Below are 20,239 nucleotides of genomic sequence, written 5' to 3'. Positions count from 1 at the left end.
CCAAATAACGACATCACGGTGTTGACCTTCCCCCTGTAGGAAGGAAGAAAGTGGTCAGGGTAACTTCCCAAAAAATGAAAGGAGAAAACCGTGATTACCTTCAAAGTTGATGACATGACCTGTGGCCATTGCGTCAGCAAGCTCACCCAGGCGCTTCGGGATCTGGACAAACATGCCAAGATCACAATCACTCTGGAGCAGCATCTGATATCTATTGAATCAGTAAGCGTCAGTGTTGAAGAGGTGGAAGGTGCAATTTCTGAAGCTGGCTATATGCCCCTCAGGGTCGAGAATGCTTAAGTAGTGGCAGGCTGCTTACTGCTGAATAGACGGCAGCCGTAGTTCAAAGGTTGTCAATCCATCCTCAGAGCGCACCGTCGCATTGCCTCCGTGGGCGCGCAGGATAGATCGCGTAATAGCGAGGCCTAAGCCCGCTCCTTCGGAGTCCCGTTGCCTTGACGGATCGGCCCGATAAAAGCGGTCAAATAATCGAGGAAGATGCTCCGGAGAGATAGTTTGGCCTGTATTGCTAATGCTGATAGTTGCCATTCCATCGACGTTTGTTAGCAACACGGCAATGACGCCACTCCTAGGGGTGTGTCGGAAAGCATTGGATAGCAAGTTGCCAATAGCTCGCCGGAGCATCAACCTATCACCTGCTACGGAAGCCTCTCCTTTGATGGATAGGGTTACGCCCCTTTCATCCGCCAGAGCTTCATAAAACTCCAGTAAGTCATCGGTTTCCTCACGCAAGTTCAGCGGCCCAAGTTCCGGCACAACTAGATCGTTTTCAGCTTTAGCCAGAAACAACATATCTGCGATGGTTCGGGAAAGCCGCTCGAATTCTTCGGAGTTCGATACCAATACCTCTCGATATTCCTCGGCAGTGCGAGTTTTCGATAGTGTGACTTGTGTCTGGGTAAGGAGGTTACTAACTGGTGTGCGCAACTCGTGTGCAAGGTCAGAGGAAAATTCGGAGAGTCGACGGAAGGACGCCTCAAGGCGACCGAGCATTTCATTTAGCGTCCTAGCTACTTCCGCAAGTTCGATGGGGAAGTCTTCTGCAGTCAGCCGGCGGTCTAAGTGGTCGGCCGTAATCCCCGCAGTATCGCGGCATATTTCCCGTAAGGGGGAAAGCCCCCCTCTGGCAGCCAGCCAGCCGAATAGACCACTAGCTATCGCGGCCAAGGCGACTAAACCCCAGAACGTCTTATTGAAAGAGTGCATGAAATGTTCATGGACTTGCAATTCAGTGGAGACCGCAACGATGGCACCTCCGGTAACAGTGCCGGATATGCCTCGGAAAAGCTGCCCATCTTCATTTCGCCAGAGCTTAGGGTGAGTTCTAAGGTCAGTGCCTGGCACCTTCATGATTGATGGGAAATCAACACTGCCGTGGGAATAAATCGGCTTGCCGGAAGCGTCCCAAATAGCTACTGCCAGTCCGTGATGCCCAACCAGTGCTGCGTCCAGTCGGTCACTCAAGGCACTCTGACTGTGCTCCCATAGAGCATGGCTGACGAGCTCGAACTTCCCCACCAACAGTTCTGTGTCCATTTCTTCAAAGTGGCGCTCAACCAGAGCACCTACCGCTAGCCCAAGTGTTGTCAGCACCAGGGCGGAAACAACAGTAAAAAGCAGTGTTAGCCGAAGCGTTATAGACTTCTTGCCTAAGGGCTTCATTCCCCATCCTCCAGCACATACCCCATGCCTCGTGCTGTCCGGATCAGCTTTAGCTCGAATCCGTCGTCCACTTTGGACCGCAAGCGACGAATGGCGACCTCAATAATATTGGTGTCGCTGTCGAAATTCATATCCCAGACCTGGGATGCGATGAGGGATCGGGGCAGCACCTCGCCACGTCGGCGTAGCAAAAGTTCCAGTAAGGAAAATTCCTTGGATGTCAGGTCGATCTTTCTCCCTCCACGAGTGACCCGACGCCGGCGAAGATCCAGTTCCAGATCCGCAATTCGCAAAACATCATCCTCGCGGGCCTTTGTACCACGGCGCAAAAGCGTTCTAACTCTTGCGAGCAGTTCTGCAAAAGCGAAGGGTTTTACGAGGTAATCATCCGCCCCCAGTTCTAGGCCTTTGACCCGGTCATCCACCGAGTCGCGAGCAGTAAGGAAAAGTACGGGGATTTCCTTGCCGGCCTTACGGATTCCTTGCAATACCTGCCATCCATCAATACCGGGAAGCATTACGTCGAGAATGGCCAAGTCATAGGCTTCAGTTAGGGCCAAATGTAGTCCATCGAACCCATCCCGAGCTAGGTCCACTACAAACCCGGCTTCTGAGAGCCCCTTATGCAGATAGTCACCTGTTTTGGGTTCGTCTTCTACGACCAGTATCTTCACATCACTCTCCTGAAGGTCGAATAGGCGCATTGTGAGGCTGAAATCACCCAGAAAGCATCCGCATTACATAAATGTAATGTTGATGTCAGTCCCTCGTTATGCGGCATCTACCAGAATCCTGGTTACTCCTAAATAACCGCATTCCAATGCAAAAGCCCTTTCTTACTGTCGTAGGCGTAGCTGCAGTATTTGTAAGCGTGGTCGGAGCATCCATCAGCATGGGGTTTCCCTCCTTTGCCGCGGATGAGCCCCATTCTGAGTTAGTGACATCTCTCATCACTTATGCAAGAGAGCGTTCCATAAGCCGAGAGGTTAAAGGAGTAGATGTTCCTGCGGATCTAGGCTCTCCTGAACGAGTCCGCCGTGGTGCGGGGAATTACGAGGCCATGTGCGTCGACTGCCATCTATCCCCCAGTGCTGGAAATAGCGAAATCCGCCAAGGGCTATATCCCACTCCGCCCAATCTATCGGTAGTGCGAGAAAACGCCCATGACCCGAGTTCTGACGCCCGGGACTTCTGGATCATCAAACATGGCATCAAGGCCTCCGGCATGCCTGCCTGGGCAAAAGGAGGGATGGATGATGCAGCTATTTGGGATTTGGTTGCTTTCCTGAATGTCCTCCCCACGCAATCTACCGATAGTTACCAGCAACTGGTGAGTGCCAGCAACGGCCATTCTCATTCTGGAATTCCGGATGCCCATGGTGCCAGTGGTGGTCCCAGCCACCATTCGGTAGATGAACACAGTCCAGGCCACGTACATAGCCATTGATTACAAAAATGTAATCCGCGAGTCAGCCAACTGTAGGGGACGAGTCCTCAAACTGGGGACTTACAACGCAGGAGCTAGACAGTTATGACCCTACAAATGACATTTCGGCAGTTGCTAATGGTCGCCGCTGTGGCGGCTTCCGGTGCTGCTTACGCGCAAACCTCTACTCATGTCGAAGTCTTCAAGAGTCCTTACTGCGGTTGCTGCAAGGAGTGGGTTGAACACATGCGTAAGGCAGGATTCGATGTAACAACCCAGAATGTGACCGACGTTCCTGCTGCACGCAAGGCAACCGGAATGCCCGAAAAGTTTGGGTCCTGTCATACCGCCAAAGTTGGCGGCTATGCCATTGAGGGCCATGTTCCTGCTGCAGATGTTCAGCGCCTTCTTAAAGAAAAGCCCAAAGCCATCGGCCTTGCTGTCCCCGGGATGCCCCAAGGCTCTCCGGGTATGGAGACTAATCACCCGCAGCCGTATGACACCCTACTCGTCATGCCTGACGGTAGCTACAAGGTTTTTGCCAAGCACTGAGTTCATAATTAGGAGATTGACATGAAAAAGATGATTGTTCCGTTTGTTGCCGTTGCTCTGCTGGGGCCCGCTATTGGTATGGCAGCATCTGGCCATGATGATCATGGCAGCCACGGTGGAATGCACATGGAAGCCACTCAATCTGCCCTGATTGATGGCATCGTCAAAAAGGTGGATAAGGCAGGTGGAAAACTGACGGTATCGCATGGTGCTTTGCCGAATGGAATGCCTCCTATGACTATGGCGTTCCTGGTCAAAGATGCATCTTGGCTTGGCAAGGTGAAGGAAGGGCAGAAAATCCGCTTTGCCTCAGAAAACATTGATGGTGCGATGACCATCGTTCGCCTGGAGCCTCAAAACTAGGTGACTCTAGTTTGAGCGCGGTGTAATCGGAAACTTCCACGAGGGTCCAAACATGAAATCAATAAAAACCTCGCGCAACATCCTGTGCGCCGCGCTTATTGCAGCCTGGAGCATAAGTGCCGGAGCCCAGGTTCAACCGGGCAGCACGGTGGAGAGCCTTCTCTCGATTGCTCGGGAGAACAATCCTGAATTTGCCAGCATGCGCTACGAAGCCGATGCCGCAGCAGAGCGGATAGTTCCGGCAGGCGCCTTGCCCGACCCCCGGCTGCGTACCGAGTTGATGGATATCACAAAGGGGGGGGCTCAGAGCCCAACGCTTGCCCCCAACCGTGTTGGTACGGCTCGTTATACCCTGATGCAGGATGTTCCGTGGTTCGGCAAACGCGATCTCAAACGTGAAATTGCAGAACTAGAGGCTGCTGGGGCCAAAGGGCGTGCTTACGGGGTCTGGAGCGAGGTTTCTGCCAAAATCAAGACGACCTATGCCCAACTGTACTATCTAGCTCGCAATGAAACCCTGACCCAAGAAATATTGGATCTTATGGTTCGCTTGGAGCGCATAGCTCGAGTTCGCTACGCAAACGGATTGGCTGCCCAGCAGGATGTTATTCGTGCTCAGGTTGAGCAAACTGCAATGCGCAATGAACTCATTGCCCTGGAAACTGAGCATCACCACCTTACTACCCGGATGAATGCTCTGCTCGGACGGCCGGCATCGGCGTCCCTGGCATCTCCCGAAATCCTGCGCCCTTTGCCTCCGCCGGCCAAATTGGATTACGCCAGTCTAGTAGAGCGGGCCGAGGCCAAGAACCCGATGCTCTCGGCTGAAGGGCATCGCATCAAAGCCGCCGAGAAGAGCCGAGATCTGGCTTACAAAAATCGATATCCCGATTTCACCCTGGGTCTTGTTCCCAACCAGATGGGAAATGATGTGAAGCAATGGGATTTGATGTTCGAAATCAATATCCCATTACAACAAGCCAGCCGCCGTGCCCAGGAGCGTGAGGCAGAAGCAATGGTTTCGGCTAGTCGTGCCCGACGCGAAGCAACTGCTAACCAACTGCTCTCGGATCTTTCTGAGAGTTTGGCAGCGCTGGAGGCTGCGGTACGGACGGAGCGTTTGTCGACAGACAACCTACTGCCACAGGCTGAATTGACATTTAAGGCCGCCCTCGCTGGTTATGAGACTGGCAAGGTGGATTTCACCACGTTGCTGGATGCCCAGCGCCAAATCAGACAGGCCAAACTCAACCAGATTAAGTCCCGTGCCGAGGCTCAAGTACGTCTGGCTGAGGTAGAACGTATTCTCGGAGAAGAACTATGAACAAGGGAGTCATTTCAGTTGCCGTAGTTGCTGTTCTGGCTGCAGGTGGTGGGTATTGGGCAGGACAGAATAGTGGAAATGCTCCCCATGCCCACGACACCGTGGCTAGCCCCACTGACTCTGGGAAGGCAGAGCGGAAGATTCTCTATTACCGCAATCCGATGGGTTTGCCGGATACCTCCCAGGTACCAAAAAAGGATCCCATGGGGATGGACTACATCCCGGTATATGAGGGGGAGCAGGACGACGAGCCGGCCTCAGCAAACCAGATCAAGATCAGCACGGAAAAGATTCAGAAGCTGGGTGTTCGAACCGAAGCGGCGACCCTTGAGAGTCTTGATAAGGTGGTTCGGGCTGCTGGCAGAATCGAACCCGATGAACGCCGCACTTACGCTATTTCTCCAAAATATGAAGGCTATGTCGAACGCCTCTATGTGAATGCGACCGGACAGGCGGTTGGCAAGGGACAACCACTGTTTGAGGTCTATAGCCCTGAACTGGTCTCGGCACAGCGGGAGTACGCAATTGCTTCCCAAGGGCTAGAGAGCATGAAATCTGCTGATGACGCTGCCCAGTCTGGCATGCGTCAGTTAGCCGACTCCAGTCTGACTCGCTTGCGAAATTGGGATATTTCTGAGGAACAAGTCAAATCCTTGACCAAATCTGGCGATGCCAAACGTACGCTGATTTTTCGTTCTCCTGTTAATGGCATTGTGGCTGAAAAGAAGGCGGTTCAGGGAATGCGCTTTGCTCCAGGGGATGTGCTCTACCAAATTACTGATTTGGGCACCGTCTGGGTGATTGCTGATGTCTTTGAGCAAGATATTGGATGGGTGAAGTCCGGTGCCAAAGCGAAAGTAAAAATCAACGCTTACCCTGAAAAGACCTTCGAAGGGACCGTTTCCTATGTGTATCCGACCTTGAAGGCAGATACACGGACCATTCCGGTTCGGCTCGAACTCCCCAACCCTGGCAATCTGCTGAAGCCCGGCATGTTTGCCCAGGTAGAACTCCCCACTATTGCCAAGGGTGCTGTAGTCACTATCCCGAACTCGGCCGTAATTGATAGTGGTACCCGGCAAATTGTTCTGATCCAGGCGAAGGAAGGTCGATTTGAGCCGCGTGACGTAAAGCTTGGTGCCCGGAGTGAGAACCGGGTGGAGGTAATCGAAGGAGTTCGGGAGGGTGAGCAGGTTGTTGTTGCAGCCAACTTCCTCATTGATGCGGAAAGTAACCTCAAGGCTGTAGTCGGTGGATTCGGTCATTCCGGCCATGGCAGCTCCTCTCCTGGTGCAGGCCAAGATAAGCCTGTAGGCGTTGGCTACAAGGCAGAGGGCAAGGTTGAAGACCTTGATGCTAAAGCAGGGACCGTGATGCTTGCCCACGGGGCAATCCCGAGCCTGAAGTGGCCTGCCATGACGATGGAGTTCAAGGTGGCCAATCAATCTCTGCTCAAAGACCTCAAACCTGGGACCCCCATCAAATTTGAGTTTGTGGAGCGCAGTCCGGGAGAATGGGTTGTAACCACCATTAGCCCCGTTGCCGCTGTCCCAGTCCAGGCCAATCCTCACGCTGGTCACTGAGAAAAATAAAAGGAGCCCAGCGCGATGTTGGCAAAAATCATTGAATGGTCAGGGCGGAATCGCTTCCTGGTCTTGTTAGCCACGCTATTCATCATTGTTGCCGGTGTCGTTGCTGTCGTACGGACACCGCTTGATGCCCTGCCTGACCTGTCGGATGTACAGGTTATTGTCTATACCGAGTATCCCGGGCAGGCTCCCCAGGTGGTGGAGGATCAGGTTACCTATCCGCTAACTTCGGCAATGCTCTCTGTACCGAAGTCCAAGGTGGTTAGAGGCTTCTCGTTCTTTGGCGCCTCCTTTGTTTACATCATCTTTGAGGACGGAACGGATATCTACTGGGCCCGGTCCAGGGTCCTGGAATATCTCAACTTTGCCGCCGGCCGGATGCCCAAGGGTGTTACGCCCCAAATTGGTCCGGATGCCACCGGTGTTGGTTGGGTTTATCAGTATGCCGTCTTGGCAAAGAACAAGACCCTGGCAGAACTCCGTACCCTGCAGGACTGGTACCTGCGCTACCAGCTGACCAAAGCGCATGGTGTGGCTGAGGTTGCCTCCATCGGAGGCTTTGTCCAGACCTACCAAGTTACCGTAGATCCGGTAAAGCTACGGTCTTACGGCATCCCCCTGTCCAAAGTCTCCCAGGTTATTCGGGATTCCAATCGCGATGTGGGGGGGCGTGTCGTTGAGATGGCTGAAACCGAATACATGGTCCGCGGCAAAGGATATCTCCGTGGCACCGCAGACATTGAGAATCTGGTTGTTAAGGCCCAAGGCGGAACCCCCGTCATGATTCGGGACATTGCCCGAGTCGAATTGGCGCCCGATGAGCGTCGCGGGTTGACCGAGCTGAATGGAGAGGGAGAGGTTGTCTCCGGCATTGCAATGGCTCGTTATGGCCAGAATGCCCTAGAGGTCATCCATAACCTCAAGGAGAAGATCGGCGAGATTTCCTCCGGTCTTCCTGAGGGGGTAACCATTGAGACGGTCTATGACCGCTCCGAACTCATTCATCGGGCGATTGACACGCTAAAGCATACCCTGGCGGAAGAAAGCGTCATCGTGGCTCTGGTGTGTGTTGTGTTTCTACTGCACCTACGTAGCGCCCTGGTGGCAATTCTGATGCTGCCTGTAGGCGTCCTGATTTCCTTCATCTCCATGCGTTTGTTAGGGATGAACTCCAACCTCATGAGTCTTGGGGGGATTGCCATCGCCATTGGGGCGATGATTGATGCCGCCATCGTCATGATTGAGAACGCTCATAAGCACATTGAGCGGCTGCCCGAAAATCACAGCCATTCTGAGCGGGTGGAAGCAATGATTGCCGCTTGCAAGGAGGTGGGGCCGGCGTTGTTCTTCTCGCTGTTGATCATCACTGTCTCCTTCCTCCCTGTATTCACGCTGGAGGCCCAGGAAGGACGGCTGTTTTCCCCGCTTGCCTATACCAAAACCTTCTCCATGGCCGGTGCTGCTCTCCTGTCGGTCACGTTAGTTCCGGTCCTGATGATGCTGTTTATCCGCGGCAAGATCATGCCGGAAGCTAAAAACCCGGTGAATCGATTCCTCATCTGGGGATACCGGCCGATTATTGCGTGGGTGATGCGTCGGAAGACTGCCACCATCATCGCTGCGATTGTGGCGATGCTGATCTCAATCTATCCCGCTTCCAAATTGGGCTCAGAGTTCATGCCCACACTGAACGAAGGGACCTTGCTCTACATGCCGGCTTCCCTGCCAGGGATGTCCATTACTAAGGCGGCAGAGCTTCTCCAAACCCAGAACAAAATCATTAAGAGTTTCCCGGAAGTTGCCTCGGTCTACGGCAAGGCTGGTCGCGCCAATACCGCGACTGATCCGGCGCCGACAGAGATGTTTGAGACCGTGATCAACCTTAAGCCGGAGTCTGAATGGCGCCAGGGCATGACAACTGACAAGCTCATAGCCGAAATGGACAAGGCTCTGCAGTTCCCTGGTGTATCTAATGCCTGGACGATGCCGATCAAGGCTCGGATCGACATGCTCTCTACGGGGATCCGTACGCCCATCGGCATCAAGGTCTTTGGTAAAGATTTGAGTGAGATGGAGAGCCTTGCCCGAGAAATCGAAACTGTTGTGAAAGAAGTTCCCGGGACAACCTCGGCCTTTGCGGAACGAATCACTGGCGGCTATTACCTAAACATCGAGCCCGACCGTACCCAGCTTGCCCGGTATGGGCTGGCTGTTGGGGAATTGCAGGATGTGATTGGCCAAGCCTTGGGCGGTGAAATGGTCACCACTACCGTTGAAGGACGGGAGCGCTTCGGTGTGACTGTTCGCTATCCCCGGGAGTTGCGTTCCGATCCGCAGCAAATTGCCCAGCAGGTACTCGTGCCAACTGCGGATGGAGCCATGATTCCGCTTGGGCAACTGGCCAAGGTCCAAGTAGCCAAGGGAACGCCAGGTATCCGAACAGAAAACGCACTGCTTTCCGCTTACATATTTGTGGATATCCGTGATCGGGACATCGGTGGTTATGTTGCAGATGCCAAGAAGGCCGTTGCTGAAAAGGTGAAGTTCCCTCCCGGCTATTACGCCACCTGGAGCGGCCAATTTGAATCCATGGAACGGGCTATCGAGAAGATGAAGGTTGTGGTGCCTGTCACCCTGCTCATCATCTTCCTGTTGCTCTACCTCAATTTCAAACGTCTGACCGAAACGCTCATTGTGATGCTGTCAGTCCCGTTTGCCCTGGTGGGAGGGGTCTGGCTCATGTGGCTGCTGGGCTACAACCTGTCGGTTGCAGTGGCGGTTGGCTTTATCGCACTGGCCGGCGTGGCTGCGGAGACCGGGGTAGTCATGTTGATCTACCTCGACCATGCCTGGGAAGAACTCAAGACCAAGCGTCGGGCATCTGGCCAGGAGCCCAGCCTGGGCGACTTGTACGAAGCGATTATGGAGGGTGCAGTAGAGCGAGTCCGTCCGAAGATGATGACCGTGGTGGCCATCATGGCGGGCCTCCTGCCCATCATGTGGGGTACCGGTACCGGCTCGGAAGTCATGAGCCGTATTGCAGCCCCCATGGTTGGTGGAATGATTTCCTCGACAATCCTCACTCTGGCAGTGATTCCCGCGATCTACGCCCTGATTAAGCAGTGGCGGTTGAAGAATGGGAAAGAGAGTTAAGCGCATTAGGAGAAATATCATGAGAACCAGGATATCCCTTCCGATCCTCTGTCTGTGTCTGGGATTGTCGTCTGCAGCCTTTGCCAATGACGAACATCATCCGGAAAAGCCTCAAACCCCAGCTTCAGCTCCGGCGCCCCTCCAGCAAAGTGGGGGAATCAATACGCTTAAGTCTGATGTCATCAGACTCCGCTTGCAGGTCCAGAAAATCGCAAAGGCCAAAGACGACCAGGAGCGTAAGCGACTGCTGACTGAATACATGCATACCCTCCACGAGAGCATGCAGACGGCAGAAGGTATGGTTGGAGGAATGGAGGGCTGCTCGATGATGGACGAAATGTCGGGAGGCCTGCCTGCGGGCGGTAACCATGAGCATCATATGGAAATGATGAAGCGCATGATGGCGCCAGATAAGCACTGATCTTTATCTGCAGAGGAACTGTTTAGGTTGCGCATACCCGACTAGCAGCCGTGGGGAGGAGCTGAAATGAGTGACATTGATCCCGTATGTGGAATGACCGTAAAGCCGGATTCCCCCCATGCGTCTGATTTTGGGGGGACGCACTACCGGTTCTGTAGCGGCAAGTGCAAGGCAAAATTCGATGCTGATCCGCGGCAGTATCTGCATCCCCGCCAGGAGGAAAAGGCGCCCACCGGTGCTGAGTACACCTGCCCAATGCATCCGGAGGTTCGTCAGCTGGGGCCTGGAACCTGTCCCAAGTGCGGTATGGCTTTGGAGCCGATCATTCCGGAACTGGAGGCAGAGGAAGGCAATTCGGAGTATCGGGATTTCCGGTTTCGCTTCTGGGGCAGCCTACCGCTAACGCTCTTGGTAGTAATGCTGGCGATGGCGGGGCATCAACTCGAATTCCTGGCACCACAGCTACGGACCTGGGCGGAAATGGTGTTGTCCGTTCCCATCGTTTTCTGGGCGGGAGCCCCTTTCTTCATCCGTTGCTGGCAGTCCCTGGTCCACCGGACCCCCAACATGTGGACGCTTATCGGAATCGGTACCGGCGCCGCCTTTTCCTACAGCGTGGTGGCAGCCTTGGCCCCGGGACTGTTCCCGGCCTCGTTTGAAGCTCACGGCCGGATCGGGGTGTATTTCGAGGCGGCGGCGGTGATTATTTCCCTGACGCTGTTGGGGCAAATGCTGGAATTACGGGCCCGCTCCCAAACCTCTGCAGCGATCAAGTCCTTGCTGGGGCTGGCGCCCAAAACGGCGCGTCGGATCAATGCTGACGGGACTGAAGAGGACATCCCCCTTAATTATGTCCACGTGGGGGATACTCTGCGAGTTCGCCCGGGAGAAAAAGTCCCGGTGGATGGTGAGGTTACCGAGGGCTCCAGTGCGGTGGATGAATCCATGCTGACGGGTGAGCCGATCCCGGTGACCAAGCGGCCTGGGGACAAGGTGATTGGTGCCACAATGAATACCTCTGGCAGCCTCATTATTCGCTCCGAAAAGATCGGCTCCGAAACAATGCTGGCCCAGATTGTCCAGATGGTTGCCCAGGCCCAGCGTTCCAAGGCCCCAATGCAGCGCATGGCCGATGTGGTGGCTGGCTATTTCGTAATTGTTGTTGTCGCTATTGCCCTTCTGAGCTTCTTTGGGTGGGGCTTCTTCGGCGGAGAGAAGGGTTGGCTCTTTGGGCTAATCAATGGTGTCTCCGTGCTGATTATTGCCTGCCCCTGTGCCCTGGGGCTGGCGACACCCATGTCCATCATGGTGGCAACGGGTAAGGCCGCTACCCAGGGGGTATTGTTTCGAGATGCCGCGGCTATTGAGCGGCTCCGGGAGATCGATACGCTGATCGTGGACAAGACCGGCACTCTCACAGAAGGCAAGCCTACGTTTGAGTGTGCCATTGGTGCCCCCGGTGTCGATCAACAGGAGGTATTACGTTTAGCTGCCAGTCTTGACCAGGGGAGCGAACATCCCTTGGCTGTTGCGATTGTTCAAGCAGCCCGGGATCAGAGTCTCAACCTGGAAAAGGTTGAGGGTTTCGAGTCCGCCAGCGGCATTGGCGTGAGAGGTATGCTCGCCGGCAAGCAGCTGGCTTTGGGCAATACGGTCCTGATGTCCCAGGATGGTGTGGAGGTAGCCCCCATGGCAGGGCAAGCAGAGACGCTACGCCAAGGAGGGGCCAGTGTCATGTACCTGGCAGCTGACGGCCGCTTGCTCGGAGTCCTTGCGGTATCTGACCCGGTCAAGGCCAGCACTCCGGAAGCATTAGCGGTCTTAAGGGAAGCGGGCCTCCGGGTGGTAATGGCAACCGGTGACGGTGACACCACTGCCCGGGCTGTTGGGCAACGATTGGGGATCAGTGAAGTCCATGGAGAAGTGAAGCCAGCAGACAAGTTGGCCTTGGTTGAACGCCTGCAGAGGGAAGGAAGGGTAGTCGCCATGGCCGGAGACGGCATAAACGATGCGCCTGCACTGGCCAAGGCTGATGTTGGGATTGCCATGGGAACCGGTACGGACGTGGCAATGAACAGCGCCCAGGTGACTCTTGTAAAAGGTGATTTGCGTGGTATCGCCCGTGCCCGCCTGCTATCGGCTGCTACGGTGGGTAATATGCGGCAAAACCTTGCCTTTGCCTTCTTGTACAACGCTTTGGGGGTGCCGGTAGCGGCAGGGATTCTCTATCCAGCATTCGGCTTGGTCTTGTCCCCGATTATCGCTGCGGCGGCCATGAGTCTTTCATCTCTCAGCGTGGTGAGTAATGCCTTACGACTACGTGGCATTAAGGCGGCAAACCTTACATAAAAATAATGATGCGGTAATGGTTTTGACGGTTTTTCCGGTGCAAGATGGAAATCGTCCGGGGGCAACCGGACGTGATCCCAACTCAACTGTTCAAGGAGATTGTCATGAAAACCAAAATTACTCTTGCTGCGACCCTGGTTGCTGCTGTTGCTCTGTTTTCTAATGGCGCTTTTGCTGCTGCGGACTCCGACAAGGTAACGGCTCCCGAAGCAACGGCTACCAAGACCAAGCCCCATTCCCACATGGAGGAGAAGACTGGCGTTACCGCTCCTGCAAAGGATCAAAAGGAAGCCACTCCTGCTGAAGGTCAGAAGAAGGTTGCCAAGAAGCAGCACTTTCATCCGCGTGACGGCAAGTAAGTCACTAAGGTATGGGCCGGGTATCCCGGCTCGTCATCCCTATGTCGCCATATGAAAACCCTGGACACGGTAATCTCTGTTCATGCCGTCTTTTGGCTGATGCAGTTGGTAGTGATCCCAAGGAAATACGCTTTGGCTTCTGTCGGAATGTTTTGATGCGACGCTGGCAGATCCAATGCAACCACGGCTGTACGAGGGTGCAACCGCCGGCAGATCCTAAGAGTTCCCATTGGAAGAATTTTGGAGAAATGGATTCCATCAAGGCCATCCTCATTCATAACGAGTAAGTGATTGGTTGAGGAACGCCATAAGGAGTACCACGATGAGAACTGCATCCCAGTCTTCCTCTGACAGGGCGTATGGTGAATGTACTGCCAACAGCCGCCTCGGCTTGGCACCTGTCTTCAAGAAACGCCGACTGCATTTCATATCTCCTGTTCCGGAGGCAATTCGTATGGTTTGCGGCTTTCTTCTTGGGATGGAGGGGGTGAGGTCAGCCATTCCGGAGGGAGATGCTCTGTTGGTCGAATATGACCTGTTCCGGGTCACCTTGGCCCAGCTGGAGAAAACCTGCGCTGGTACTGGGCTCGTTCTGTGCAGCGGATTTCATGGTTGGATGCGAGCAATATGGCGCTTTACTGAAGACAATGAAATTCAGAATGCGGCCCATCCAATTAGTAGAGGATGTTGTAACCATCCTCCGGCCCATACCCGCTAAGGCGCCAGGATAAGGAGCCGCGAAATGCGAACTGAAAGCAAGACAAAGGACGACTCTGCTCATGCACGACATGGGCGAAAAATATGGTGGGGATGGTGGTTCTTTGCTGCAGCTGGATTGTTCTATCTGCTGTCTGAACACCAAGCCCATTTATTCGGCGTTCTACCCTACCTGCTGTTGCTGGCTTGTCCCTTTATGCATCTGTTCATGCACCATGGCCATCACGAACGCCATGCGCAGGAGGACGGGCACAACAACGAGCAAGATGAAAAGAAGGAGACTGGGCTATGAACCATGGTGAATCCGGTTACGGACTTTGGACTCTCGTACTCCTGAACTCCGCCTTCTTCATTTTTTTTGCTGCCAGCTTTTTTAAGCCTCAAACGAAACAGGATTGGCGGACGCTTGGGATGTTTTCAGCCTTTCTGGTTGCGCTCTTTACCGAGATGTATGGATTTCCGCTGACCATTTATCTGCTGTCTGGATGGTTGACGAAGTATTTCCCTGGGATCGACTGGCTATCTCATGATGCAGGTCATTTACCGGAAATGCTGTTCGGTTGGAAAAATAACCCGCACTTTGGCCCCTTCCATTTGCTATCGACCGTATTCATTCTTGGGGGCTTCCTACTGCTAGCGAATGCCTGGCCAGTTCTCTACAAAGCACAAAGGAGCAGTACGCTGGCGACGGAGGGACCATATCGGCGGATTCGGCACCCACAATACCTAGCCTTTATTCTGATCATGTTTGGGTTTCTGTTGCAGTGGCCAACAATTATTACCCTTCTATTGTTCCCTCTTCTCGTGACGACCTACGTCAAACTAGCTCATCGGGAAGAGCAAGTTGGCCAAGCTATGTTTGGTGAGGCATGGCGCGATTATGCTGAGCACACTCCAAGGTGGATTCCCATAATCCGGGTTGAAGAGACTGGTGACTCCGCATAGAGGGGGGGCTTCTCCCGTCTAGGCAACTGCTATGGAATCTGACCGAAACGTGACCGGTTTGTAATTTCCCCGTTATGGGGGGGACAGGTTACCCCAGGCAAACTCTCCCTATGAGGCAATGAGCCTTTATGTTAGAGGGAGAAATCATGTCTGAGGTGACCCCATTCAGTAGCGCTAGAGCCCAGGTTGAGTCTCATCTGGATTTTGCCGGTCAACTGGCTATTTTAAATCTAGAGTACGCAGCCAAAGCACTCTCAAATCATCTCTCTACGGCCAAAGAATTTCTGCGCCAGCCAGCAGAGCTGGCTATTCTTGACTATGACCGGCCTGGGAAATGGCTAGTGGGTTTTAGTTGTTCTGCGATTGATTATTGGAAGACGCATTCCATCGATTGCTTTGAATATCAGTATCGGATTTCCCAGGTTCTAACCGCATATTCGGCGAAGGAAGATTCTGGAAGATAGATAACCCCCTGATACCGACAAACTATCACTCTCATGGCTGGGGCATCGTCAATTCCTCCTGTGGCCAATGCCTCTATGTCTTCGGCTCAAGGCGGACATGAGGGGCATGGGAATGGGGGGGGGAATGCTGAAGGCGGAGCCTTTTCTGGGGCTTTGAGCCAGGCGATTGCGCAACAGGCAGGTAGTCCCATGAGCACCCATGCTGCTCATGGTGGAGTTGGGTCCAGTGGTAATAGCCAAGGAATTGGGCACTCATCTGGAATGCTATCCAATAATGCTGCGGGGCACTCCGCGCATTTCCCGATCGGACAAGGGGGACATGGCAGTCACGATTTTCAGCAAAAAATGCTAGGGGTGCGTGCTTACCGGCAGCAACTCATTGCGTCGAACATCGCGAATGCTGACACCCCTGGCTATAAGGCCGTTGATATTGATATTGAGCAGGCTGCTGAGATCGTCCGAGGAGCTTCAGCATCTCTCCCGTTGGCAAATACTGTGCAAGGTCACTTATCTGGAAGCAAGCAGCCCCCTCCTTTTCCCCTCAAATATCATGTTCCCTATCAACCAGCAGCTGATGGGAATACAGTAGAGATGGATGTTGAGCGAGCAAAGTTTGCAGAGAATTCGACGATGTATGAATTCTCCTTGGATCGGGTCAGCGGCCATTTCAAGCACATGATGGAGATGCTGCAAAATTTGAAATGAAGCGTTCGGCTTTTTATCCCTAAATACGCCGGGATATATCCGATAAAGACCTAAGTTGCCGAGCAACTATGTTAGGCAGAATTTATAGGAATGTATGAAACGAAAACGGCTCCCAAAGGGAGCCGTTCAGATGGACATCAAAATTGATTAACCGCGATGCCCGCTGTGCAACAGATTATCAAGGCGCATGACCTCGTCACCATGCATCATGATCTTCTGGCCGTCTTTGGTTTCCATTACGGTGTCCTTCTTCATGCGTGTGGCACGACCGAACTTGTCCTCCATGCTCATTTTCCCATCTTTGAAGATGTAGAGAGTAGAGCCATCTTTCAACTCGATCGATTTCTCAACTTGAGAGGCGTCGACGGCGAAGGCGGATACACATGCGGTACTCAGGGCGGCAATGATTAGTGCTTTCTTCAGCATTTTTATCTCCTCATTTAGGTGTACTGCAGTTCCGATATTAGGGGTTTCATCCTGACAAACTGCCGTCACCAAGGTGACAATTGTGTCACCCCGGTGTCAGTGCATTAGCCCCCCTGATAGCTCGGATTTTCAGCTACATAGACCGTAATGCCATCTGCGCCAGGCATGATTTTCGAAAGAGGAAACGCGGCAGTTCCCAACGTATCAAAGGTCCAGACAACAGTCTTGCCTCCGACATTGATCTTGACGGTTTCCAGGCGAGTGACATTTACGTGCTTGGTACCGCTATCCACAGTGATTTCTCGATCGGCACTTTTGGTGGCGGCGTATCCAAATGCTGCTTGCTGATTTGCCGTCGGGCTTCCCGTGCTTTCTGCAACATGGCTAAGCCAATGAATGGCACCTGCCTCGGAGTAGTCTTCGTGGGCATAAGTCGTACCGACAGCCGCTAGACTCATAGCAGCGATTGCCATCAGTTGGGAAATCTTCGTCTTCATGGTTTTCTCCTTGTGACATCTAGTTAATTGAGGCGGACTATCGCGTCCAACCGTGATGCCATCTTAGGAGTCGTAAACCAACAGAACGCTGACCCAGGCGTTACGTTTATGAAAGCATTTTGATAAGAATTGTCAGGAATGCTTCCATAAACATTAAAGGCTATAGAAGTAGTAGCCAGGCCTTCTTATATGCGTGTAAGTTTTATTCATGGTCTATTGCCCTATTAAAGTCATTGGCGCTATCGTTTCCAATAATGATATTTGGATGAATTGAGGCGCGCCTTATGGGGCTGATTGTTGGGGATGATGGACTCCCTGCTGACGAAGTGGGGATCTGGGCCAAAGACAAGCACAAGTACCTTACTCGATACTTGGATATTTCCCGAGCCACTCGTCGGAAGTACATAGGCGAACGAAAGGGAGGTGCTGTTTATTTCGACCTTTTCTGCGGGACGGGCCGCTCGAAAGTTCGAGATACCGGTGAATGGATTGATGGCGGTGTCGTGGCTGCCTGGAAGACCAGTGTCGAGGGAGGCGCCCCCTTCACTGCCCTCCATATCTCGGATTTAGACGAAGAACGGCTGAAGGCCTGCACCAGTCGCCTAAAAGCACTCGGAGCTCCAGTGCATCCGATACACGCTAGTGCTGCACAAGCAGCAGACCTAATGGTCAAGGCGGTTAGCGGATATGCACTCCACTTTGCATTTATCGACCCCTACAATCTGGAGGCATTAGATTTTCGGGTAATCCAGGCCCTGTCGAGGCTCAAACGGATTGATCTTCTGATCCACTTAAGTGCGATGGATCTTCAACGCAACCTGGCGATCAATCTATCTGCAGAACACTCTGCCTTTGATGCATTCGCACCCGGCTGGCGCCAAGGAGTGTGTACTACCACCACCCAACTTGAGGTTCGCCGACAAGTGGTGGATTACTGGAGAGAATTGGTGGCCAATCTTGGTGTATGGCCTTCAACGGAGATGAAACTGATTACCGGAACGAAAAACCAGCCGCTTTACTGGCTCCTCATGGCCGCCAAGCACGAACTGCCGCACAAATTCTGGGAGACGGCAGCAAATGTGGAGGGCCAAGGACGACTTTTCTAGTAGGCCACTTGCTGGGCCGAAGGGTAAGCATCCCAGGTACGGCCCTTGAAGACTCGTCCATTTGCTTTCTTGTGGCGCTTAACGCCATCTGCGCCCCATCCTCCCCACTGTTTAAAGAAGAAGGCAGAACCGGCGGCATCTGCCTGTTCCTGGACGTTGGTTACCCAGTCCTCTTGCATGGGCCGGGCATGATGCCCCGATTCACCGCCAACAATGACCCAGTGAATCCCTGTCAGGTCGATCTCGCCGATATCTTCCAGCAAAGGCTCCACCGACAAAAAGCGGATACTTGCCTCTACCTGCCGCAGGTAATCGATACGGGGAACACCATATTTCCGGTCTTCCACCGAAACCCCAAGCCACACATTACTCGGGCATCCCCGCTCCCTGAAGTACTGAGGTAGGCGCTCAGCCCGCTTGGTCAGAATCTGGTAAGTGTGCTGAGGGGTATTGCGGATGACGTCAAAGACTTGGTCTAGGAACGTATCCGGAATGTCCTCGTGGAAGAGGTCGCTCATGGAATTGACGAAGTAGACGGTCGGCTTTTTCCGTTGCAGCGGTTGCTTCAGCCGTTCCGGCAGGATGGCCAACTTGAAGCCATTTTCATAGCCTGGCGCCCCCATGGCATGCAACCGACGAGCCATAACTTCAGCGTAGCAATGCTTGCATCCGGGAGATATTTTGGTGCACCCAGTTGTGGGATTCCAGGTTTGTTCAGTCCACTCGATACTGGTTTGAGTTGTCATAGCAGCTCCTTCCTACAAGCAGTAGTCCTTAATCTCACTAGGCCAGTTAATCAGACTGCAAGGCCGTCGATCAGTTTGGAGAGGGCCGTCCGTAAAGGCGCCTGATCCGCTCGCCCTAACCGTCCCCGGACCTTGGCCACGAGTTCTTCAATGGAGGATCCCTGGTCATCGTCGTTTCCATGCACCAGGTGCATACATTGCTCAATGACTTCGGCTCTGGGATTGACCTCTCCGCTTTCGTAGCGACAGAGCGTCGATTGAGAAACGCCCAGAAATTTGGCGAATTCAGCCTGACTCCTGCGACCACGGGCTTTTCGGATTAACTCGGGAATGTTGGTGATCATTGAGGCGTGTGACGAATAATGTATATTTTGCATTATATATGCATTTGGCGCATATTATTGTCCTAAGTGGAGTTGCCTGAATGCAATTGCTGAAACCTCGGGGAAAATCTTGTGATGCCCATGAGGGGGCGGTGCCGAAGTCGGAGCGCTGTTTCGTTCTCAGACTCGTTTGACGCTAGTTGTTTGGCCGATTAAAGACGTAGTTAAGCCCACACTTAGATGTTGAACAAAGTCTGGGCAGACGAACCGGATGTTCGGAGGTGCGCGAATGGAACTTGCTGAGCAGATCCAGCGGGATATCGGTGCGTTGGTCGATAAGCATCGACATGCTGCACTCGACAGTCCTACTAGGAATGAAAAGCTACAGCGGTGGCTGGCCAGCATCAATTCGCCAACCGGGACGCAAAAAAAGCATCGCCGCGTAATGACTTGGGACAAGCTCAATGAGCGCGTCCAGCAGGGATACGGGATGGGGCACGGCGCTGACTATCAGCCATGGCTTACCCTCCGGCGGAAGAACTCATCTCGTGAGTCCAATCAAGTCGCAGCACACTTACATCCGCTGCATCGAGTTGGGTATTTCTTTTCCCGTGGCGAGTACCAGATCGCACTTTTGCTTCTATGGCTGCAGATTCATGATCTGCGGGAGCAGTACCCCCTTTGGCCAATTGCGCATCCTCATCCCCTGTATGGAACTCCGGGAACTGATGGGCTGCAGCTAGGCTACTGTACTGGCCTCTTTGACATTGCAGCGGAAGCTGGGATCGACCACGGCTACTTTCCTGGTACTGATATTCCCTATGTTGCCACCATCGACTTTCTCGTCACCGTACGGAACGGTAACGAGTTCGACCTGGTAGCAATCTCCTGTAAGCCGATTGAGGATCCGGATCAGGAGGTGAAGTGGCGAACGCTAGAACGCCTGGAACTTGAGCGACGCTACGCAGAACGCATGGGAATCCGGTATCTCATCATGAGTTCGCGGTTCGTTGTTAGCAACACAGTAAAAATGACCCAGGGCATCAACTGAAAATTGACCCACCTCACTTTTTTCAGAAACGCCTAGGTCG

The 20,239-nt window shown here is 53.4% G+C and carries 22 protein-coding genes; 16 read left to right on the top strand and 6 right to left on the bottom strand.

From position 1 onward, the window contains the following. The first annotated feature begins 90 nt into the window (after positions 1 to 90). Complete coding sequence (locus AZSI13_RS06910; RefSeq protein WP_014236169.1) at positions 91 to 300, top strand: heavy-metal-associated domain-containing protein; 210 nt, start codon at positions 91 to 93, stop codon at positions 298 to 300. 15 nt (positions 301 to 315) lie between these two features. Here the strand turns inward: AZSI13_RS06910 and AZSI13_RS06905 are convergent, their stop codons facing one another. Together AZSI13_RS06905 and AZSI13_RS06900 are read right to left on the bottom strand one after the other, a co-directional pair. Then, positions 316 to 1,683 carry a heavy metal sensor histidine kinase gene (locus tag AZSI13_RS06905; protein WP_109040446.1) on the bottom strand — a complete coding sequence of 456 codons (1,368 nt, stop codon included), beginning with the start codon at positions 1,681 to 1,683 and terminating at the stop codon, positions 316 to 318. Beyond that, a complete protein-coding gene (locus tag AZSI13_RS06900) occupies positions 1,680 to 2,357 on the bottom strand; it encodes a heavy metal response regulator transcription factor (RefSeq protein WP_014236171.1) in 678 nt (225 codons plus the stop codon). Before AZSI13_RS06900 ends, AZSI13_RS06905 begins: the two co-directional genes overlap by 4 nt. Positions 2,358 to 2,575: 218 nt before the next feature. Here AZSI13_RS06900 and AZSI13_RS06895 point away from each other — a divergent pair, with 218 nt between their 5' ends. The 13 genes from AZSI13_RS06895 to flgB all read left to right on the top strand — a co-directional run bounded on the left by AZSI13_RS06895 (position 2,576) and on the right by flgB (position 16,050). Beyond that, a complete protein-coding gene (locus tag AZSI13_RS06895; protein ID WP_235609702.1) occupies positions 2,576 to 3,130 on the top strand; it encodes a cytochrome c in 555 nt (184 codons plus the stop codon). Positions 3,131 to 3,214: 84 nt separating this feature from the next. Further along, positions 3,215 to 3,661, top strand: a complete 447-nt coding sequence (locus AZSI13_RS06890) for a DUF411 domain-containing protein (RefSeq protein ID WP_109040444.1) — start codon at positions 3,215 to 3,217, stop codon at positions 3,659 to 3,661. 21 nt (positions 3,662 to 3,682) lie between these two features. Beyond that, a complete protein-coding gene (locus AZSI13_RS06885) occupies positions 3,683 to 4,024 on the top strand; it encodes a copper-binding protein (RefSeq protein WP_014236174.1) in 342 nt (113 codons plus the stop codon). Positions 4,025 to 4,076: 52 nt separating this feature from the next. Beyond that, on the top strand, positions 4,077 to 5,348 hold the full coding sequence (locus AZSI13_RS06880; protein ID WP_014236175.1) for a TolC family protein: 1,272 nt from the start codon (positions 4,077 to 4,079) through the stop codon (positions 5,346 to 5,348). Further along, positions 5,345 to 6,931 carry an efflux RND transporter periplasmic adaptor subunit gene (locus tag AZSI13_RS06875; protein ID WP_014236176.1) on the top strand — a complete coding sequence of 529 codons (1,587 nt, stop codon included), beginning with the start codon at positions 5,345 to 5,347 and terminating at the stop codon, positions 6,929 to 6,931. The genes AZSI13_RS06880 and AZSI13_RS06875 overlap by 4 nt, the downstream gene beginning before the upstream one ends. 24 nt (positions 6,932 to 6,955) lie before the next feature. Next, a complete protein-coding gene (locus tag AZSI13_RS06870) occupies positions 6,956 to 10,090 on the top strand; it encodes an efflux RND transporter permease subunit (protein ID WP_014236177.1) in 3,135 nt (1,044 codons plus the stop codon). A 19-nt stretch (positions 10,091 to 10,109) separates the two neighbouring features. Next, positions 10,110 to 10,511, top strand: coding sequence for a hypothetical protein (locus AZSI13_RS06865; protein ID WP_109040443.1), 402 nt, complete (start codon positions 10,110 to 10,112; stop codon positions 10,509 to 10,511). Between the two features lie 66 nt (positions 10,512 to 10,577). Next, entirely contained in the window at positions 10,578 to 12,860 is a 2,283-nt protein-coding gene (locus tag AZSI13_RS06860) for a heavy metal translocating P-type ATPase (protein WP_109040442.1), read from the top strand. Between the two features lie 104 nt (positions 12,861 to 12,964). Further along, the gene (locus tag AZSI13_RS06855) at positions 12,965 to 13,219 is read left to right on the top strand and encodes a hypothetical protein (RefSeq protein WP_014236180.1); all 255 of its coding nucleotides are present in this window, start codon (positions 12,965 to 12,967) and stop codon (positions 13,217 to 13,219) included. A 742-nt stretch (positions 13,220 to 13,961) separates the two neighbouring features. Beyond that, a complete protein-coding gene (locus AZSI13_RS06845; protein ID WP_109040441.1) occupies positions 13,962 to 14,228 on the top strand; it encodes a DUF2933 domain-containing protein in 267 nt (88 codons plus the stop codon). Then, complete coding sequence (locus AZSI13_RS06840) at positions 14,225 to 14,881, top strand: isoprenylcysteine carboxylmethyltransferase family protein (RefSeq protein WP_109040440.1); 657 nt, start codon at positions 14,225 to 14,227, stop codon at positions 14,879 to 14,881. Before AZSI13_RS06845 ends, AZSI13_RS06840 begins: the two co-directional genes overlap by 4 nt. A 146-nt stretch (positions 14,882 to 15,027) precedes the next feature. Further along, positions 15,028 to 15,345 (top strand): hypothetical protein, encoded by a 318-nt coding sequence (locus AZSI13_RS17240; protein ID WP_133247277.1) that lies wholly within the window; start codon positions 15,028 to 15,030, stop codon positions 15,343 to 15,345. Positions 15,346 to 15,534: 189 nt separating this feature from the next. Next, complete coding sequence (gene flgB / locus AZSI13_RS06835) at positions 15,535 to 16,050, top strand: flagellar basal body rod protein FlgB (RefSeq protein WP_232058775.1); 516 nt, start codon at positions 15,535 to 15,537, stop codon at positions 16,048 to 16,050. Positions 16,051 to 16,197: 147 nt separating this feature from the next. On the opposite strand, the gene copK is transcribed toward flgB, so the two are convergent. Together copK and AZSI13_RS06825 are read right to left on the bottom strand one after the other, a co-directional pair. Then, the gene (gene copK, locus AZSI13_RS06830; protein WP_014236184.1) at positions 16,198 to 16,476 is read right to left on the bottom strand and encodes a periplasmic Cu(I)/Cu(II)-binding protein CopK; all 279 of its coding nucleotides are present in this window, start codon (positions 16,474 to 16,476) and stop codon (positions 16,198 to 16,200) included. A 104-nt stretch (positions 16,477 to 16,580) separates the two neighbouring features. Then, on the bottom strand, positions 16,581 to 16,973 hold the full coding sequence (locus AZSI13_RS06825; protein WP_014236185.1) for a CzcE family metal-binding protein: 393 nt from the start codon (positions 16,971 to 16,973) through the stop codon (positions 16,581 to 16,583). A gap of 284 nt (positions 16,974 to 17,257) precedes the next feature. On the opposite strand from AZSI13_RS06825, the gene AZSI13_RS06820 reads away from it, so the two are divergent. After that, positions 17,258 to 18,079 (top strand): three-Cys-motif partner protein TcmP, encoded by an 822-nt coding sequence (locus AZSI13_RS06820; RefSeq protein ID WP_014236186.1) that lies wholly within the window; start codon positions 17,258 to 17,260, stop codon positions 18,077 to 18,079. Here the strand turns inward: AZSI13_RS06820 and AZSI13_RS06815 are convergent. Together AZSI13_RS06815 and AZSI13_RS06810 are read right to left on the bottom strand one after the other, a co-directional pair. Further along, positions 18,076 to 18,825, bottom strand: coding sequence for a phage Gp37/Gp68 family protein (locus AZSI13_RS06815; RefSeq protein WP_014236187.1), 750 nt, complete (start codon positions 18,823 to 18,825; stop codon positions 18,076 to 18,078). The two genes, AZSI13_RS06820 and AZSI13_RS06815, sit on opposite strands and share 4 nt — an antisense overlap. A gap of 50 nt (positions 18,826 to 18,875) precedes the next feature. Then, positions 18,876 to 19,169 (bottom strand): helix-turn-helix transcriptional regulator, encoded by a 294-nt coding sequence (locus tag AZSI13_RS06810; RefSeq protein ID WP_165833379.1) that lies wholly within the window; start codon positions 19,167 to 19,169, stop codon positions 18,876 to 18,878. A gap of 268 nt (positions 19,170 to 19,437) precedes the next feature. Between AZSI13_RS06810 and AZSI13_RS06805 the strand changes: the two genes are divergently transcribed. Further along, positions 19,438 to 20,199, top strand: a complete 762-nt coding sequence (locus tag AZSI13_RS06805) for a TnsA endonuclease N-terminal domain-containing protein (RefSeq protein WP_165833377.1) — start codon at positions 19,438 to 19,440, stop codon at positions 20,197 to 20,199. Positions 20,200 to 20,239 lie beyond the last annotated feature (40 nt).

Origin of the sequence: Azospira sp. I13 (genome assembly GCF_003112695.1) — a bacterium.
GTDB lineage: Bacteria > Pseudomonadota > Gammaproteobacteria > Burkholderiales > Rhodocyclaceae > Azospira.
The sequence above is the reverse complement of the archived record's forward strand: the minus strand, read 5'-3'. Positions and strand labels throughout refer to the sequence as shown.

Bases quoted from the DNA above. Each gene is read 5' to 3' on its own strand.
- AZSI13_RS06855 (WP_014236180.1), top strand. From the start codon at position 12,965: ATGAAAACCAAAATTACTCTTGCTGCGACCCTGGTTGCTGCTGTTGCT.
- AZSI13_RS06905 (WP_109040446.1), bottom strand. From the start codon at position 1,683: ATGAAGCCCTTAGGCAAGAAGTCTATAACGCTTCGGCTAACACTGCTT.
- AZSI13_RS06875 (WP_014236176.1), top strand. From the start codon at position 5,345: ATGAACAAGGGAGTCATTTCAGTTGCCGTAGTTGCTGTTCTGGCTGCA.
- flgB (WP_232058775.1), top strand. From the start codon at position 15,535: ATGAGCACCCATGCTGCTCATGGTGGAGTTGGGTCCAGTGGTAATAGC.
- AZSI13_RS06860 (WP_109040442.1), top strand. From the start codon at position 10,578: ATGAGTGACATTGATCCCGTATGTGGAATGACCGTAAAGCCGGATTCC.
- AZSI13_RS06845 (WP_109040441.1), top strand. From the start codon at position 13,962: ATGCGAACTGAAAGCAAGACAAAGGACGACTCTGCTCATGCACGACAT.
- AZSI13_RS06840 (WP_109040440.1), top strand. From the start codon at position 14,225: ATGAACCATGGTGAATCCGGTTACGGACTTTGGACTCTCGTACTCCTG.
- AZSI13_RS06880 (WP_014236175.1), top strand. From the start codon at position 4,077: ATGAAATCAATAAAAACCTCGCGCAACATCCTGTGCGCCGCGCTTATT.
- AZSI13_RS06885 (WP_014236174.1), top strand. From the start codon at position 3,683: ATGAAAAAGATGATTGTTCCGTTTGTTGCCGTTGCTCTGCTGGGGCCC.
- AZSI13_RS06890 (WP_109040444.1), top strand. From the start codon at position 3,215: ATGACCCTACAAATGACATTTCGGCAGTTGCTAATGGTCGCCGCTGTG.
- AZSI13_RS17240 (WP_133247277.1), top strand. From the start codon at position 15,028: ATGTCTGAGGTGACCCCATTCAGTAGCGCTAGAGCCCAGGTTGAGTCT.
- copK (WP_014236184.1), bottom strand. From the start codon at position 16,476: ATGCTGAAGAAAGCACTAATCATTGCCGCCCTGAGTACCGCATGTGTA.
- AZSI13_RS06895 (WP_235609702.1), top strand. From the start codon at position 2,576: ATGGGGTTTCCCTCCTTTGCCGCGGATGAGCCCCATTCTGAGTTAGTG.
- AZSI13_RS06870 (WP_014236177.1), top strand. From the start codon at position 6,956: ATGTTGGCAAAAATCATTGAATGGTCAGGGCGGAATCGCTTCCTGGTC.
- AZSI13_RS06810 (WP_165833379.1), bottom strand. From the start codon at position 19,169: ATGATCACCAACATTCCCGAGTTAATCCGAAAAGCCCGTGGTCGCAGG.
- AZSI13_RS06805 (WP_165833377.1), top strand. From the start codon at position 19,438: ATGGAACTTGCTGAGCAGATCCAGCGGGATATCGGTGCGTTGGTCGAT.
- AZSI13_RS06815 (WP_014236187.1), bottom strand. From the start codon at position 18,825: ATGACAACTCAAACCAGTATCGAGTGGACTGAACAAACCTGGAATCCC.
- AZSI13_RS06865 (WP_109040443.1), top strand. From the start codon at position 10,110: ATGAGAACCAGGATATCCCTTCCGATCCTCTGTCTGTGTCTGGGATTG.
- AZSI13_RS06820 (WP_014236186.1), top strand. From the start codon at position 17,258: ATGGGGCTGATTGTTGGGGATGATGGACTCCCTGCTGACGAAGTGGGG.
- AZSI13_RS06825 (WP_014236185.1), bottom strand. From the start codon at position 16,973: ATGAAGACGAAGATTTCCCAACTGATGGCAATCGCTGCTATGAGTCTA.